Here is a 14,152-nt window from a genome sequence, read left to right on the forward strand (position 1 = left end):
AAACATATTATTCAAGATTTATTTTCTTATTTACTTATGATATGTTAGAATATAAATGTCCCTATTATTTTATGTTTTCAATTGTAAGGAGTTATCCCATGACTGTAGGTGAAAAAATAAAGACATTCCGAACTATCCGGGGAATTTCACAAAATATGTTAGGAGAATTGGCTGGCATAGGCGGCACAACCATCCTTAAATATGAATTAGGAAGCCAGAACCCAAAACCCGATCAGCTTTTGAAAATTGCCAATGCTTTGGGTGTGAGTATTAACGTTCTTACAGACTTTGATATAGAAACAGCCTCTGATGTCCTTACCTTACTTTTCAAAATGGACGAACAAATAGATATGGAAATTGACGGAGAAAAGGATACAGACGGGAATCTGCTTCCTGATACAATCTGTATTCGCTTCAAACACCCGGAAATCAACAACCGGCTTGCCAAATTCGCTAAAGCAAAAAAATAACAGCAAAATCTGATTGCTTCCAAAGATGCTTTTCCAAGTGAAGAGGCTTTTCAGCATGAGTTAGAGCAGATAAACGAAACGTGCGAACAAATCAAACAGCATTTAGTTGATACAAACAGAGTTGTAAAAAAAGGAACTTCTGGAATATCAGTCAAAGTATATTCCGAATAAGACACTATTCACTAAAATTACATGTACTGTTCTGGAAAGGGGAATGAGGGATGAAAAAGAACATAGAACATAATTCAATAGACACAAAAAACTTTAAAGAAGCCTTAAATCAAGCAGTCAAAAATGTAGGAACAGCGGCTTCTTCTACAACCGAAAAAGCTAAAACAGCTCTTACAAAATCTAAAGATTCTATTCTGAAAACGATTGACACAAATGGAAATGGAGAAATTGGTATTGAGGATTTCATTATTATCGGCTTACAAACTCCCGGAATTAAAGTCAACCGAGCAGATTTTTTGCAGCGAGAACTAATGAAAAATTATCCTCCAGACGTGATTGAATCGGCTATTACACATAATCCAGCTTACACTCAGATACCGGCTTGTGAAATTGACAAAATCGCAGATGAAGTAATAAAATTTGAGCGAAACTGCGTTTCTGGAATTTCCGCTGCACTGGGAGTACCCGGCGGTGTTGCAATGGTTGCCACTATCCCCGCTGACTTAGTTCAATACTATGGCTATATGCTTCGTGCTGCTCAGAAACTTATGTACTTATACGGTTTTCCAGAAATCGACACAACCGAAAAGGAGTACAAATTTGATTCCGAAACTATGAATTTGCTAATTATCTGCCTCGGAGTCATGTATGGTGTTCAGGGAACAAATACAGCCCTTAAAGCAATGGCAACCGCCTTAGGAAAAGGCGTGGAAAAGAAATTGATGAATGCCGCTCTTACAAAGGGAACAATCTACCCAATTGTAAAAAGTGTTTCAAAATGGTTTGGTGTTAATATGACAAAACAGGTATTTGCTGGCTTCTTCAAAAAAGCGATTCCCGTTGTTGGAGGCGTAATAGGCGGTGGTATTACATATTTATCATTTAAGCCTTGTTGTGATAAGTTAAAAGAATCCTTGCGTGATACACTGTTAAGTAACCCTAAGTACCACTCTACGAAAGAAGAAACTATTATCATTGACGCTATTGAGATTCAAGAAGTGTAATTCAATATTCCTAAAAAATTAGAGCCATTTTAGATCCAAAGGACATAAAACAACCCCGGAAATGCCCATTTTATCAGCATTTCCGGGCTTCTGTCCTGTCAAAGGGCAATTCCCTTTATTCTTCAAAGGGCAAAATCGAGTATTCTCTCTTTCCTTTTCCGCCCCTGTTTTTTCTCTGTTATTTTCCCGACTATTTCCTGCTGATAACCTCTGATATTATTCCCTGATATCTCCCTGAAATGCCCTGTTTATAAGGTTTCTTGTACTTTTTCTGAGGATTTTCTGAACATAAAAAGAACGACCTGACACTGGCTTTTCTGCCTTGTCTAAGGTCGTTCTTTTTATGTTTCTATTCTTTTTTCAGACTACCCAACTTTGCCCTTGTGAGAATAGTCTGGAGTACCTCGGAATATGTCCGTTATTCAAACTCAATTTCCACTCGTATGGTTTTCTATAATATCAGCTATTTCCCACGTTTTTAACGCAGCATGATATATCATTTTACGTTTATTATCTTGTCTGTACCTATTTTTAGTACCATCTTAGTGCCACATTCCCATTTTGGGAATCTGCTTCAAGGCTGCCACAACTGCAGAAAAACCCCTTACATCTCTGATCTGGTAAGTTAAGCGGTGACCATTTCGTTCACCCCTGCCCCGCTGCCTTACTCTATCGGCCCTCCTGATCGCTTTTCCTGCCGTTGGGTCATGATATCCCTCATGGTTTCTCATCTCCATCCCAAAGCCTCTCTTTCCACAGCACTGTACCATGTCCGTTTAAAGCTCTCTAGCCCTACATGGCGAATAGGCGCCGCTGCTAGATACTGGTCATAGTACTGCTTATATTGATACCTGTGTACCCGCTGCCTCAGGGTCCTCATTGCCTGCTTATTCATCTGTGCGGCCCGACTTAGGCTCACACCAAGACGTTCCCCCACCTCATTCAGGGTGGTTTCCTCCTGATAGCGCATACGGACAACCACGGGCAGCCTGTCCGGCAGCTCATCCACCGATCTCCACAGCTCCTCTTTCATCCGCTCCCTATCCAGACGAGCGGCAGCCTCTTCCTCCAAGTCTTCCTCTGAGGCAATGCTTTCTTCCAACGTGAAGTCCTCTGTACCTGGCAGCAGTTCATTCAGACTCTGTATCTGCCCCATACTGGCTGCCCGTTTCAGCTTCCTGATCTTTTTCTCATTCACGCCTAAAAGCCCGCACAACTCCCGATCAGAGGCTTCATAACCATATCTTTTCAAAAAGTCACTCTTAGTCTTCTGGTACTGCCGTACCTCATCACCAAGATATGAGGGCAGCCGCACCGGCTTATTCTGATCAACATACCGGCGCATCCTTGTCTTGAGCCAAAACGATGCATAGCTTAGGAAGGGGACCTCTCTGGTGACATCATAACCCCTCACAGCCTCGCACAGTGCCAGATATCCCTCTTGCTTCAGATCTTCCATCTCTGCCTGCCCTGCATAAATCAGCGCCAGCTTTCCAATGAATCCCTCATTCTGCTGCCAGAGCAGACTCATATTTTCCGCCTCGTCTATGCCGTCCTGAATCAGGACTACAAGCTGCTCATTGCTCATACTCTGCACGCTTTCATCATCCTTTTTGCGGACAGGAAGGCCGGCAAGTCTCCGATCCGATAGGTCAACCTGCTCACTTTTGAGCTGGTCTTCTTTCTTCTGTGTTCCCGCCGAATTGCCTGTGCTGCGGTCGGATCATGGTACCCCTCATGGTTTCTTTGTGATATCATTCAGGATCACCTCCAGTTCGTCTATCTTCTTCTGCTGCTCATCGGTCCGTATAGAGCCCAGAACAGCATTGCAGGCCAATATAATGGTATTGGCCGTTTTACTGTCAATTTCCCCATTCAGGGCCATATTGGCCACTCTGGCCAGCGTCCTTCTGATTTCCGTCGGGGTCTTCATCCGTAAACGGGTAGGCATACCGTTCACCTCCTCCATAGTCCATCGTAATAAAGGGACAGTCATTATCTTCATCAAAATACCAGGTAAAAACGCTTCTGACGTTTCCTCCATGCCGCACGCCCGGATAGCTTTTTCCAGCGCTTTCCTTTCTGCTTCCTGCTCCTTTGGCACTTCTATGCCGTTCCGGTAGCAGTAGTTCATGGCTCTGGCCCACACCGACATAAATCTTTCTGCCTGCTCCCACAGTTTTATAAATTTCACTTCTCTGCTGCACTGCAAAGCTTTTGCAAATAGCCTATGTATGCGATCCAAGTTACAACACCTCATCCAAAAAACGCCCTAGGCAATCCATACCGAAAAGCCCAGGGCCATACTCACCTGATTACGAAAACATTGCCGGGTCAGATGGTTCCGATCCATCCAATTTCTCTAACATTTTTCCTCGCATATCTCTTACTCGGCTCAAAGCCAGGTAAATCCTTTCTGCGACAACCTGCTTAAAGTCCTGTGTTTTTCTCCCATCGTCGTATTCTACGCCATCGGGCAGCGGCACCTGATGGTCTACCGGATACTTCAAAAGATTCTCCCCGCAAAAAGCCGGGTTCCCGCTAACACGTTCTTTTTCGCCGCCTCCAAGGTTGTAAGCGATATAGCTGGCATGTTTCTTTATAAACCTTAAAATATCCTCATCGTCTTTACGGCGGCGCTGCTGCTCGACTCTAAGCTGATCGGCCAGATCGGCAATCAGTTTTGCTACTGCCTGGGGCGCTATATACTGGGTATTACCAATCGTTACCGCGCACATCTTCATTTCTTCCGCTCGAACACGCATCATTTCCCCGTTAATGTTAATATTTGATTCTGTATTCACGTCCTGCCCTCCCATCACTAAAATAAATCCATATTCTCATTGATAAGCTTCTGGCGCTCTGACCGGCTCTTGACCGCCATGATCTGCTCTTTCGTCAGACGCTTTCCATCCTGGGCGCCAAGGATCGCAGTCTTAACACCTTCTATAAACTCCGGTTTACTTGCTTCAAATCCTTCCGCCAGGGCTTCCTTAATCATTTTCTTAATTTCTTCTCTCTCTTCTTCTAAAAATGCCATATTTTTCTCTCCTTACTCGCTTATTACATCAATAGCTTTATCGCCTTTTTCCGTTGCCTTAACCCGATAACTGACCCGCTCACCCGTCTCCAGATGTCGGAACCCTCTCATCAGGATATCAGATTGATGCACAAAAGTTTCTTTGCCATTGTCTCCTGCAATAAATCCATATCCCTTGACCGGATCAAACCACTTCACTGTTCCATGTTCCACTGTTGCCCTATCCTCCTTTCTAGATCCGCCCACGCAAAAAGGCGCAAGAACAACTTAACGCAATAATGCGTTCAGTCATTCCCACGCCTTAAGGCTTCCAGGCTCGCCGCCTGGGGTACTTTCTTTATTTGACTTTATTATATCAAATATAGCAGAAGGGCGCAATAGCCGCCAATTCCCTGATGACCATATCCTGCGTAACTTCAGTACGCTACTGGCGTTCCTGCATCCGCTCTGAAATATACGTTGCAACGTTAGCATTCGATAGCAATCTGCTGGCGTTTGCTCTGGCCGTCTCATCTTTCTTAACAGGCGTATAAGCCACCCGGTAAGCCCGAGTGGCATTCAGATCAATCAAATACTCTTCTACAAATCTCTTCTGTTTTTCATCATTCAGGCTCACCTCCTTTACTGCACAGAAAAAGCACCCAGCTTTCACCAGATGCCTTTATAGATCAAATGAGATTCCTTCTTTTATTTAACCTGAGCCATTTTACTCAAAGCTTCCTGTAATACTTTTGCTTAACAACACCCAAATTTCCTAAATATCTTTTTATTGGATATCATATATTTCTTCTAAAAAGAATTCATCATCCTTCATTTTCATATGACTTAACTTTATGCCTAATTTTTCGCACAAACTTCTAACTTCTTCTTTAGATTTATCATCTGCTCTAGTTCCCAGAATTATTTTGCATGGCTTAGGCGTTTTTAACAACATTCCTCCGCTTTTATTGACTGAATCTAAATCTCCCTCGGGAATAACGCAAAGAAGTCTCCATTCTTCTTCATATTGCCATTCCTCCGCTTTTCTGATTAATATTTTAAAATTCTCTTTTTTATTTACTTCATGAATACTTTCATCGAACACAGATATCTTTCGGCCGTAACTCACTGGCCGTAATACAGCTGATGAACATAATAAAGAAGGAGCTGTAAAATCACTTCTTCTATATTGAACGCAAATTCCTTTATGCTGATTTGCATAATGACTCCACATCAAAATAGAATCAAAAGTCTCGCTAAAACAGGACAAAACTATCATATTTCGTATTTTCTCACAAGTATCTTTGAATTTCATTTTTTCTTTCCTGCACATTTCAATTAGGAATGCAGAATTTTTTTCTTTTGCTAATTTCTCCAAATCAGAAAAAATAGAATCAGAATAATAGCAATCATACGGATCGTTCATATTACATGCTTTTCCGGCCCACACATAATTCCCTTCTATATTCTTTAGATCATGTATCCCTAATCCTCTATACTGATAAATAAATTCTGGTGCGTTTTTGTTTAAAATACATTTTTGTTTGCTGCTTTCACGTAAGAAGCCTGAGTTATTTCCCATCGCATCATAATAGCTCCCTACCCATTCTTTTCTTTCCATACACCTTCCTCCCATTAATTTAAAATTATACACCAAAACACCCTATATTGCTACAGGGTGCCTTGGTGATCTCTTATTCTCCGTTATCAAAATACACTTCCCAAGGGGGGGATATGCAACAGTTTTCCCTTGCTTTTTCAGGCTTTCCTTGCTTTCTCTGTTGCAAAATCAGCAGGAAAAGTCTTGTCATTCAGACTAATATACACCCCCTTTTAGCCACACATACGCTTTTTTATATTTCCCCTGCTGGTTCTTTGACACCTTGCAGGATTTCACTCTTTCCCCCAGGATGCAAAGTACCAAGTCCAGGTCTTCCTGCGTCTGGTAGGATACTTTCAGCTTCACGGGCAGTCTCTCAATCTTGGCATCCATCCGGTCACCTTCTTTCGCAATGATATAGTCGCTGCGGCAGTATTGGTAGCACGCCGCAGCTTTTCACGATCTCAACAAAGTACTAGCATATCTTTTTTTATTTCAGGTTTTTTCAGGTTTTTGTTGGGTTTTGTCGGGTTTTTCACGGTCTGTACAGTAGTATCATCTTCGGATTTGTGTCCCGGTTCAGACTGTTGGCGCAGCATCCCCGGGAGCGCGGTGGCGAGTTATTTTTCAAAATTCATTATATCATCTGCAATCCTGTCTATATAATGAGCCAAGCTAAACAGAGCCTGATTCAATGATTCCGGAGTCAGAGTATCGCTCTCACAGGGGTCTAATTGATTTGACAGCCCTGAAATGACTTTAGATATTCCTATCAGCTCAACACCCAATTCAAATAAATTTCTTTTCATGCCTCTGTACCACCTTCCCCAATCAACAGCCTTATGGCATACTGGAAACCGTATAGAAAGCCCTGACGTTCGCCCTCCTGAGCGATGTCGCACAGAAGATCATCTACTTCCAGCTTTATTTTTTCCGGCATCTTGTGCGCGGTCAGGAATTCCATTGTCTTGCGATGCGCCGCGAGTGTTTCCGGCAGATCTCTATAATCATCCGCTAATTTCTCAAAATTAAAATAAATCTTCTCGATCTCTTTAATATTTTTCATCTTTTCTCTTCCCTTCTACCAGAATCCATGCTACTATGACTATGTAAGTTTTTTATGTAGCTCCGGCTGCTGCCTCAGAGATGTTGGCGCATCTTTGAGGCTTTTTTACTTGTACCTTAACATTTCCTCAATAGAGTCCAGCATTAAAACTTTCAGCATCTCAATACCTTGGCTCCGATCAAAGCCATAGAGATGCAATATTTCAAGCCTATGGTTCTGCTGCGCAATCCAGCCTCTAAACAGCTCATCCTTTTTTTCCTGTGATATATGGTACATTATTTTCTCCTCCCCTTTTTCTTTGACTTTATGAACTGAAACATTTTAGCCTGGTTTTTGGCTTTCTCTCTTGGAAGCTCTATGCAGCCAGCTTCTTTTATGACACGAAATCCATTTTCACAACCCGTCTTATTCTGTTCTTTCACTTCTTCGCTCCTCCTTTTCTACTCGTTGACCATCCCTATATACAGTAACCAAACCAACTAGTTGAGTAAAAAGCCTTATTTTATGCGGCTTCTATGTACTAGAGCACCCCCTCTAATACGGTATCCGTTTTGTACGTACTAGAGCACCCCCTCTAATACGATAAACCCTTATAAATACTGTATTTTTATCGTACTAGTTGGTTTTTTCAGTGGCTATAAGAGCAACAAAAAACCTCTTAGGGTTAAATCCTTCTGAACGGTATTTGATTTTTCCCTCTTTCTTTAAGTCAGCCTTAGCATTTTTTAAAGAATTGGCACTTATACTCTGTGCTTTTGCCATTGCATCCAACTCCGAAACTTCCTTTTCTCCGTCTTTCAAGAAGTCAAGAATAAACTCCTTCGCTTCTTCCCTCTGCGGGGCCTGCCTGGTAGTATAATCTACCTCTGTTACAAAATCCTTATCCTTCTTCTTGGTATATCCTTTCAAGCACACAACCTCATCCTCTATTGCATACAGGACTGTGTTGCCAGTCATTCCGTAATTGGATTTTTCATGAGACAGGTAGCGGATTCCCGTTTCATTGGTCTCACCCGCCATAATCACGGACCGGCTGATATCCCAGATGTCGGCGCTGTCTGCAATCCTCTTTCTGCCCCAGACGCCTGACTGTTTGTTGGCGTGTACAATAATTAAGGGGGTGGTACCATATTTCTCACCATAACCAATCAGCGGGGCCAAACAATTTCGGATAGCATTCCTATCCCCCATTCTGATCTCAGGTGGAACAAAAGCCTGTATAGGGTCAAAGATACATAAAGCTGGGCGGTACTTTTCTAATAGCTGCTCTAAGAACAGGCTATTAAACTTAATATCTTGGAATCGTTCATCTGCGATATCTATCGAAAGAATATTCTCCAAAATTGCCCCGTTCTTTCTAAGCCTGCGTTTGAGCGTATACTCAAAGGAATCCTCTGCTGAAAAGAACATTACTTTTTGGGGCTTCCCACCTCCACAATCTTCAGGAAGAAAGTCCTCCAGAAATGACTTTTTGCCACTGCTCACTGCTGCCGCAAGAGCACACCAGACTGTTGTCTTTCCACTGCCGCCGTCCCCTGCCAGAGAAGTGATCTGATACCGTGGTATATAGCCTGTGATAAGCCAGTCAGGCTCTTTTTCCTGTGCGCTGTCCATCGTAACCATTTCAAGGCTGTTATTTTTCTGCTGCCGGACTTTCCCTTTATCACATGCTTTGGTATATGGCCGCTCTGGCATCCACCCTCTTTTCAGCGCTGGAAAGACCTGCCGTTCCAGCTCCTGATCTGTAAGGGGCGGGATACATTTTTCTTCATTCTCCGCCTGGACTGCTGCCCGAATTGCCGCTTCTCCAAGGCCCTTAGACCGCTGACTGCCGATCAGCTGTATCAGAGTAGAAACCCTCTGCCCTTCTGGAATTATTTCTTCCTGATGGAAGTATTGCTTCTTCTCCGGCGCTGGCCCCAGAAGAAACTTTATGACCTGACCATTTACCTGCGCAATTTCATACTCCCCCGGCTCCTGCTCCCATTCATAGGTATGGCCATTTGGATGAATACTTGGCGGGGCTACAATATAGCCGCCCTCCCCACGAATATCAACCCCATCATATAAAGCGACCTTATTTTTGTTCGCAGCAGTATCTCGATAGAAATAATGATACCCACCGTTGCCCGTGATACTTATCCAGGTTTCCGGCAGATCACCATGTTCCTTCTGCCATTCCTTCAATGTTTCATAGCCGTTCTTTCCTTTTTCCTCATCAATATCCAGATCAATGACCACCAGGCCTCCTGATCTGCTGCCGGTAGCAATTCCTATATTGTGCTGAGGATTGATGTTCCACCAAGTTTCTATTTGCAAAGCGTCTGTGGTGGCATCCTTACAGCCATGTGGTGTTGCAGGGGCTTTCCCCTTTTCTTTGACCGGAAACACTGCCAGACCTAAATGAGCATATCGCAAAGCCCATTCTTTCATGCTCGCCACTGCATCAGTCACCCTTTCCGTCATATACTTCCCCGCCATTCAACCCAAAGAAACGTTTCTGTAGGTAGGCTATCGGTACTTTGCCTCGAACTGTAAGAAAATTATCCTGTTCCAGTTCATTGTTCAGCTGTTTAATAATTTTGTAGGCTTTTGATTCACTCACACACAGAATATTCATCACATCATGAGCATTATAAAGCTGTTTTGTCATAATCTCTCTCCTCTCTATTCTTCTTCAATTAATTCCAGTACTCTGTACGTCCCTGGATAGCCTTTCCCTAAATGGGAATACAAGCCCCCCACTTCAAGCGGACGGTTCCGGCAGATGGTTCTAGTACGCTTTGCACAGATGCCCGTGTAAAAATCTTCTTTGATGATCTTATATGTATACATAATACCGCTCCTTTCTTTTCATCCATGCCGCCCAGCATATAGACTATTCTTCTGTTTCGATGATTTCAGTTACATCCACGCCAAGAGCTTTGGCAATCTTTTGGCCCACTTCATCAGAGCAACTTTTCCCTCCTTTTATGTAGTTAATCGTTACTCTGGATACCCCGCTTAGTTCTGCAAGTCTTTTCTGCGTCATGTCCTGCCTGGTCAGTTCCGATACAAGCTTGATACGGTCGATTCTCATTCTTCTCACCTCTTTTCCAACAGTATTTTTACTGTTTTTCATAATATATCACAGTATTATTATTGTGTCAATACAGAAATACAGTTTTTTTATTGTGTTTCTGCACATAATATGATAAAGTAATTGCAATGGAGGTATACAGGATATGACATTTGGTGAAAGAGTAAAAGAATTACGCTTAAAAAAGGGATTATCGCAACGTGAACTTGGTGAAAGAATGGGGGGAATAACCCAACAAACTATTGCACAATACGAAAAGAGTGAAAATTATCCTAAACTTGAAACCATTAGACGGATAGCCAAAGCTCTTGATGTTCCTTTTGACAATTTAGTTCCTTTTGATGATGGTTTGCGCTTATGGATTAAAGAAAAAAAACAATCCACTCAAAACAATATTTCTGGCAAAAGAAAAGCCTTAGATAAAAAAATAGATCAGCTCAATGACGATGGGATACAGAAGATGTCTGATTATGCAGACGACATAATAAAGATTCCCGAATACCGCAAAGATAACGAATAAGGTCGCTTACTTCCCATATCTGGGTAGCAAAGCTAAGGTCGAAAAGACAAGGAATAATACTCAAAATTGAGTAAAAGTCACGATCTTACACCGCACATTGACAATATAATATACTTACCCGGGGAACCGATGGGGCGATGTGTAGCCACCTACTCTAAAGAGAAAGGGGCTGGTGCTTATGGTTACATACAGCGACTTATTCACGTTTGTTATCATGCTTTGTGCTGTTATAACCCTTGTTGTAACACTTTCTAAGCACAAAAAATAGCGCCCTCACCCGCAAAGTGTAGCGCTATTTTGTAATACATATTTGCCGAGGTGGCTAGGTTTCAGCTAGCTATCGGCTCCCTTGTTAAGTATATTATATGTCAATAACAAAATATTGTCAAACCCTTTCCCTTCATCCATGCCGCCCAGCAGGAAAGGAAGGAAATTATGCCAGTATTTAAAGACGAACAACGCGGAACATACTTTGTAAAATGCTACTACACGGACCACACGGGAACCCGAAAACAGAAAAAGAAGCGAGGTTTTAAGCTCCAAAGGGACGCCAAAGAATGGGAAAGAAATTTTCTGGAAACCCAACAGGCCGATCTGTCTATGACCTTTGAAAACTTTGTGAAGATATACAACGAGGATATGAAACACCGCCTCCGAGAGCATAGCTTTATTCAGAAACAATATATCATAAACACAAAGCTTCTGCCCTTTTTCGGAAAGCTGCCAGTGTCGCAGATCACCCCCGCCTATGTGCGGAAATGGCAAAATGCACTGATTGCCTACCGTGATAAAAAAGACAAGCCCTATTCTGAAACCTATCTGCGGACTATCAACAACCAGCTTTCCGCTATAATGAATTACGCTGTCCGGTACTACGATTTAAAAGAAAACCCATGCCGCAAAGCCGGGAGCATAGGCAAAGGTCACGCTGATGAAATGCAATTTTGGACTACAGACGAATTTAAACGATTCCTAGAAAAGATTTCAGACAAACCGCCCGCAAGAGCCGGCTTCCTCATTTTGTATTATACCGGCTTGCGCATAGGGGAGCTGCTGGCCCTGGAATATGGTGATATAGATTTCGATGGCTGTACCATCAATGTGAATAAATCCTACCAGCATATCAATGGGAAAGACGTTGTAACGCCGCCTAAGACGCCTAAAAGCGTCCGTATCATATCTATCCCGGAGTTTCTACGGGACGAGATTAAAAGCTATACAGAACGGCTCTACGGGCTTCACAAGCATGACCGCATTTTTCCTTGCACGAAACACTTTTTTGAACATGAAATAATGAGGGGAACCAAAGACGGGGAAGTAAAGCGAATCCGGCTGCACGATATACGCCATAGCCATGCCAGCCTTTTAATCGAGATGGGTTTCTCTCCTCTGGCTGTTGCTGACCGCCTGGGGCATGAGAAAGTAGAAACCACGCTCAACACCTATTCACACCTGTTTCCCCACAAGCGGGATGAAGTAGCTGAAAAGCTCCAAAAATTAAAATAGTACCGTTTTAGTACCACAAGCATAAAGAAAGAGCCGATTTTCCTTGTAAATTCAAGGTTTCTCGGCTCTTTTTCATTTATTCGAACTCAATCGTCGCCGGAGGTTTCCCCGTGCAGTCATACATCACTCGGTTCACGTGTTTCACCTCATTGACAATCCTGCTGGTCGTCTTCCCAATAACCTCCCAGGGAATCTCCGCACTCTCGGCAGTCATGAAGTCCGTCGTAGTCACCGCGCGTAACGCAATCGCGTAGTCATAGGTTCTCTCATCGCCCATGACTCCCACCGATCTCATGTTTGTCAAAGCTGCAAAATACTGATTCACTTTCTTGTCCCAGCCAGCTTTGGCGATCTCCTCACGCCAAATTGCATCGGCATCCTGTACCATCTGTACCTTTTCTGCCGTGACCTCTCCAATAATTCGAATTCCCAGGCCCGGACCAGGGAACGGCTGACGAAATACCAGATAATCCGGAATACCCAACTCTAGCCCTGCTTTCCGCACTTCATCTTTAAACAAATCTCTCAGCGGTTCGATGATCTCCTTGAAGTCCACACACTCCGGCAAACCACCGACATTGTGGTGAGACTTAATCACAGCAGACTCACCGCCCAAGCCGCTCTCCACCACATCCGGGTAGATCGTTCCCTGTACCAGATAATCCACAGCACCGATCTTTTTCGCTTCTTCCTCAAAGACACGGATGAACTCCTCACCGATGATTTTACGCTTTTTCTCAGGCTCTTCCACACCTTTCAGCTTGTCGTAAAAACGCTGCTGGGCGTTCACGCGGATGAAGTTCAGCTTATACGGGCCCTGCGGTCCGAATACTGCCTCAACCTCATCGCCCTCATTCTTTCTCAGAAGACCGTGGTCTACAAAGACACAGGTCAACTGATCTCCCACTGCCTTTGACATCATCACTGCCGCCACAGAGGAATCCACACCGCCAGACAACGCACACAGCACTTTGCCGCTGCCCACTTTCTCTCGGATTGCTTTGATGGATTCCTCCACAAAAGAATCCATCTTCCAATCTCCTCTACACTCGCATACATTGTATACAAAGTTTGAAAGCATCTTAGTACCTTCCTGCGTATGCAGTACCTCTGGATGGAACTGGATTGCATAGAGCCTTTTCTCCACGTCCTCCACTGCCGCTACTGGACAGTCTGCTGTATGGGCGCTGACTGCAAAACCAGGCGCCGCCTGAGAAATATAGTCATTATGACTCATCCAGCAGATCGTCTTTTCTGAAACATTTTCAAACAATTTGGAACTGCGGTCAACGGTCACTTCAATTTTGCCGTACTCCCGCACCGGCGCCTTCTCTACTTTGCCGCCAAGCAAATGCATCATCAGCTGAGCTCCATAACAGATGCCCAAAATCGGAACTCCCAAATTGAAAATTTCTCTTGTATAGGAAGGAGAATCTGCTTCATAAGCGCTATTAGGTCCGCCAGTAAAGATGATTCCCTTAGGCTGCATTTCTTTGATTTTTTCGAGATCAGTTTTGTAGGAGTAAATTTCACAGTAAACGTTGCACTCTCTGACGCGTCTTGCGATCAGCTGATTGTATTGACCTCCGAAATCGAGAACTATAATCTTTTCGTTCTTCACAAGTTTTCCTCCTATTAATTCGCGATTATTGTCTGTTTTTATTATAAATTAGCCTTTCTGGAATGACAAGTTATTTTTATTACAAAGTATCATCCT

At 43.3% G+C, this 14,152-nt stretch carries 23 protein-coding genes; 4 read left to right on the forward strand and 19 right to left on the reverse strand.

Features of this window, described 5'->3' with window-relative positions; genetic code table 11:
- Window positions 1-98 precede the first annotated feature (98 nt).
- Entirely contained in the window at window positions 99-470 is a 372-nt protein-coding gene (locus BLHYD_RS16560) for a helix-turn-helix domain-containing protein (RefSeq protein WP_005952048.1), read from the forward strand.
- A 221-nt stretch (window positions 471-691) separates the two neighbouring features.
- Entirely contained in the window at window positions 692-1,645 is a 954-nt protein-coding gene (locus tag BLHYD_RS16565; protein WP_005952049.1) for a hypothetical protein, read from the forward strand.
- Between the two features lie 542 nt (window positions 1,646-2,187).
- Here the strand turns inward: BLHYD_RS16565 and BLHYD_RS16570 are convergent.
- From BLHYD_RS16570 to BLHYD_RS16655, 18 genes are all read right to left on the reverse strand, one after another.
- The gene (locus tag BLHYD_RS16570; RefSeq protein ID WP_005952090.1) at window positions 2,188-2,382 is read right to left on the reverse strand and encodes a hypothetical protein; all 195 of its coding nucleotides are present in this window, start codon (window positions 2,380-2,382) and stop codon (window positions 2,188-2,190) included.
- Window positions 2,373-3,233, reverse strand: a complete 861-nt coding sequence (locus BLHYD_RS16575) for a sigma-70 family RNA polymerase sigma factor (RefSeq protein WP_005952092.1) — start codon at window positions 3,231-3,233, stop codon at window positions 2,373-2,375. Before BLHYD_RS16575 ends, BLHYD_RS16570 begins: the two co-directional genes overlap by 10 nt.
- Window positions 3,230-3,403 carry a hypothetical protein gene (locus BLHYD_RS16580; RefSeq protein ID WP_005952094.1) on the reverse strand — a complete coding sequence of 58 codons (174 nt, stop codon included), beginning with the start codon at window positions 3,401-3,403 and terminating at the stop codon, window positions 3,230-3,232. The genes BLHYD_RS16575 and BLHYD_RS16580 overlap by 4 nt, the downstream gene beginning before the upstream one ends.
- On the reverse strand, window positions 3,381-3,890 hold the full coding sequence (locus BLHYD_RS16585) for a hypothetical protein (protein WP_242648414.1): 510 nt from the start codon (window positions 3,888-3,890) through the stop codon (window positions 3,381-3,383). Before BLHYD_RS16585 ends, BLHYD_RS16580 begins: the two co-directional genes overlap by 23 nt.
- 70 nt (window positions 3,891-3,960) lie before the next feature.
- On the reverse strand, window positions 3,961-4,449 hold the full coding sequence (locus BLHYD_RS16590) for a hypothetical protein (RefSeq protein ID WP_155799599.1): 489 nt from the start codon (window positions 4,447-4,449) through the stop codon (window positions 3,961-3,963).
- 17 nt (window positions 4,450-4,466) lie between these two features.
- Entirely contained in the window at window positions 4,467-4,685 is a 219-nt protein-coding gene (locus BLHYD_RS16595; protein WP_005952102.1) for a hypothetical protein, read from the reverse strand.
- A gap of 12 nt (window positions 4,686-4,697) precedes the next feature.
- Window positions 4,698-4,898: a cold-shock protein gene (locus tag BLHYD_RS16600; RefSeq protein WP_040350902.1), complete on the reverse strand. Its 201-nt coding sequence runs from the start codon at window positions 4,896-4,898 to the stop codon at window positions 4,698-4,700.
- 211 nt (window positions 4,899-5,109) lie between these two features.
- Complete coding sequence (locus BLHYD_RS16605) at window positions 5,110-5,301, reverse strand: terminase small subunit (RefSeq protein WP_081447178.1); 192 nt, start codon at window positions 5,299-5,301, stop codon at window positions 5,110-5,112.
- A 150-nt stretch (window positions 5,302-5,451) separates the two neighbouring features.
- Window positions 5,452-6,285: a DUF2971 domain-containing protein gene (locus tag BLHYD_RS16610; RefSeq protein WP_005952109.1), complete on the reverse strand. Its 834-nt coding sequence runs from the start codon at window positions 6,283-6,285 to the stop codon at window positions 5,452-5,454.
- Window positions 6,286-6,480: 195 nt separating this feature from the next.
- A complete protein-coding gene (locus tag BLHYD_RS16615) occupies window positions 6,481-6,657 on the reverse strand; it encodes a hypothetical protein (RefSeq protein ID WP_005952112.1) in 177 nt (58 codons plus the stop codon).
- 227 nt (window positions 6,658-6,884) lie between these two features.
- Window positions 6,885-7,073 (reverse strand): hypothetical protein, encoded by a 189-nt coding sequence (locus BLHYD_RS16620; protein WP_005952116.1) that lies wholly within the window; start codon window positions 7,071-7,073, stop codon window positions 6,885-6,887.
- The gene (locus tag BLHYD_RS16625; protein WP_005952118.1) at window positions 7,070-7,330 is read right to left on the reverse strand and encodes a hypothetical protein; all 261 of its coding nucleotides are present in this window, start codon (window positions 7,328-7,330) and stop codon (window positions 7,070-7,072) included. The genes BLHYD_RS16620 and BLHYD_RS16625 overlap by 4 nt, the downstream gene beginning before the upstream one ends.
- 105 nt (window positions 7,331-7,435) lie before the next feature.
- A complete protein-coding gene (locus BLHYD_RS16630; protein ID WP_005952120.1) occupies window positions 7,436-7,606 on the reverse strand; it encodes a hypothetical protein in 171 nt (56 codons plus the stop codon).
- The gene (locus BLHYD_RS16635; protein WP_005952122.1) at window positions 7,606-7,752 is read right to left on the reverse strand and encodes a hypothetical protein; all 147 of its coding nucleotides are present in this window, start codon (window positions 7,750-7,752) and stop codon (window positions 7,606-7,608) included. Before BLHYD_RS16635 ends, BLHYD_RS16630 begins: the two co-directional genes overlap by 1 nt.
- A 193-nt stretch (window positions 7,753-7,945) precedes the next feature.
- Complete coding sequence (locus BLHYD_RS16640) at window positions 7,946-9,796, reverse strand: bifunctional DNA primase/polymerase (RefSeq protein ID WP_005952125.1); 1,851 nt, start codon at window positions 9,794-9,796, stop codon at window positions 7,946-7,948.
- Window positions 9,777-9,983, reverse strand: a complete 207-nt coding sequence (locus tag BLHYD_RS16645; protein WP_005952127.1) for a hypothetical protein — start codon at window positions 9,981-9,983, stop codon at window positions 9,777-9,779. Before BLHYD_RS16645 ends, BLHYD_RS16640 begins: the two co-directional genes overlap by 20 nt.
- A 14-nt stretch (window positions 9,984-9,997) precedes the next feature.
- Entirely contained in the window at window positions 9,998-10,165 is a 168-nt protein-coding gene (locus BLHYD_RS16650; RefSeq protein ID WP_021844290.1) for a hypothetical protein, read from the reverse strand.
- A 43-nt stretch (window positions 10,166-10,208) separates the two neighbouring features.
- Window positions 10,209-10,409: a helix-turn-helix transcriptional regulator gene (locus BLHYD_RS16655; protein ID WP_260785128.1), complete on the reverse strand. Its 201-nt coding sequence runs from the start codon at window positions 10,407-10,409 to the stop codon at window positions 10,209-10,211.
- 145 nt (window positions 10,410-10,554) lie between these two features.
- On the opposite strand from BLHYD_RS16655, the gene BLHYD_RS16660 reads away from it, so the two are divergent.
- Window positions 10,555-10,929 (forward strand): helix-turn-helix domain-containing protein, encoded by a 375-nt coding sequence (locus BLHYD_RS16660; RefSeq protein ID WP_005952132.1) that lies wholly within the window; start codon window positions 10,555-10,557, stop codon window positions 10,927-10,929.
- Window positions 10,930-11,364: 435 nt separating this feature from the next.
- Window positions 11,365-12,435 (forward strand): site-specific integrase, encoded by a 1,071-nt coding sequence (locus BLHYD_RS16665; protein WP_005952134.1) that lies wholly within the window; start codon window positions 11,365-11,367, stop codon window positions 12,433-12,435.
- 76 nt (window positions 12,436-12,511) lie between these two features.
- On the opposite strand, the gene guaA is transcribed toward BLHYD_RS16665, so the two are convergent.
- Window positions 12,512-14,056, reverse strand: coding sequence for a glutamine-hydrolyzing GMP synthase (gene guaA / locus BLHYD_RS16670; RefSeq protein WP_021844388.1), 1,545 nt, complete (start codon window positions 14,054-14,056; stop codon window positions 12,512-12,514).
- Window positions 14,057-14,152: the final 96 nt, after the last annotated feature.

This window comes from Blautia hydrogenotrophica DSM 10507 (genome assembly GCF_034356035.1).
In the GTDB taxonomy this organism is placed as follows: Bacteria; Bacillota; Clostridia; order Lachnospirales; family Lachnospiraceae; genus Blautia_A; species Blautia_A hydrogenotrophica.

Bases quoted from the DNA above. Each gene is read 5' to 3' on its own strand.
- BLHYD_RS16610 (WP_005952109.1), bottom strand. From the start codon at position 6,285: ATGGAAAGAAAAGAATGGGTAGGGAGCTATTATGATGCGATGGGAAAT.
- BLHYD_RS16630 (WP_005952120.1), bottom strand. From the start codon at position 7,606: ATGTACCATATATCACAGGAAAAAAAGGATGAGCTGTTTAGAGGCTGG.
- BLHYD_RS16575 (WP_005952092.1), bottom strand. From the start codon at position 3,233: ATGAGCAATGAGCAGCTTGTAGTCCTGATTCAGGACGGCATAGACGAG.
- BLHYD_RS16625 (WP_005952118.1), bottom strand. From the start codon at position 7,330: ATGAAAAATATTAAAGAGATCGAGAAGATTTATTTTAATTTTGAGAAA.
- BLHYD_RS16560 (WP_005952048.1), top strand. From the start codon at position 99: ATGACTGTAGGTGAAAAAATAAAGACATTCCGAACTATCCGGGGAATT.
- BLHYD_RS16615 (WP_005952112.1), bottom strand. From the start codon at position 6,657: ATGGATGCCAAGATTGAGAGACTGCCCGTGAAGCTGAAAGTATCCTAC.
- BLHYD_RS16650 (WP_021844290.1), bottom strand. From the start codon at position 10,165: ATGTATACATATAAGATCATCAAAGAAGATTTTTACACGGGCATCTGT.
- BLHYD_RS16655 (WP_260785128.1), bottom strand. From the start codon at position 10,409: ATGAGAATCGACCGTATCAAGCTTGTATCGGAACTGACCAGGCAGGAC.
- BLHYD_RS16645 (WP_005952127.1), bottom strand. From the start codon at position 9,983: ATGACAAAACAGCTTTATAATGCTCATGATGTGATGAATATTCTGTGT.
- BLHYD_RS16595 (WP_005952102.1), bottom strand. From the start codon at position 4,685: ATGGCATTTTTAGAAGAAGAGAGAGAAGAAATTAAGAAAATGATTAAG.
- BLHYD_RS16660 (WP_005952132.1), top strand. From the start codon at position 10,555: ATGACATTTGGTGAAAGAGTAAAAGAATTACGCTTAAAAAAGGGATTA.
- BLHYD_RS16640 (WP_005952125.1), bottom strand. From the start codon at position 9,796: ATGACGGAAAGGGTGACTGATGCAGTGGCGAGCATGAAAGAATGGGCT.
- BLHYD_RS16620 (WP_005952116.1), bottom strand. From the start codon at position 7,073: ATGAAAAGAAATTTATTTGAATTGGGTGTTGAGCTGATAGGAATATCT.
- BLHYD_RS16665 (WP_005952134.1), top strand. From the start codon at position 11,365: ATGCCAGTATTTAAAGACGAACAACGCGGAACATACTTTGTAAAATGC.
- BLHYD_RS16565 (WP_005952049.1), top strand. From the start codon at position 692: ATGAAAAAGAACATAGAACATAATTCAATAGACACAAAAAACTTTAAA.
- BLHYD_RS16570 (WP_005952090.1), bottom strand. From the start codon at position 2,382: ATGGAGATGAGAAACCATGAGGGATATCATGACCCAACGGCAGGAAAA.
- BLHYD_RS16580 (WP_005952094.1), bottom strand. From the start codon at position 3,403: ATGATATCACAAAGAAACCATGAGGGGTACCATGATCCGACCGCAGCA.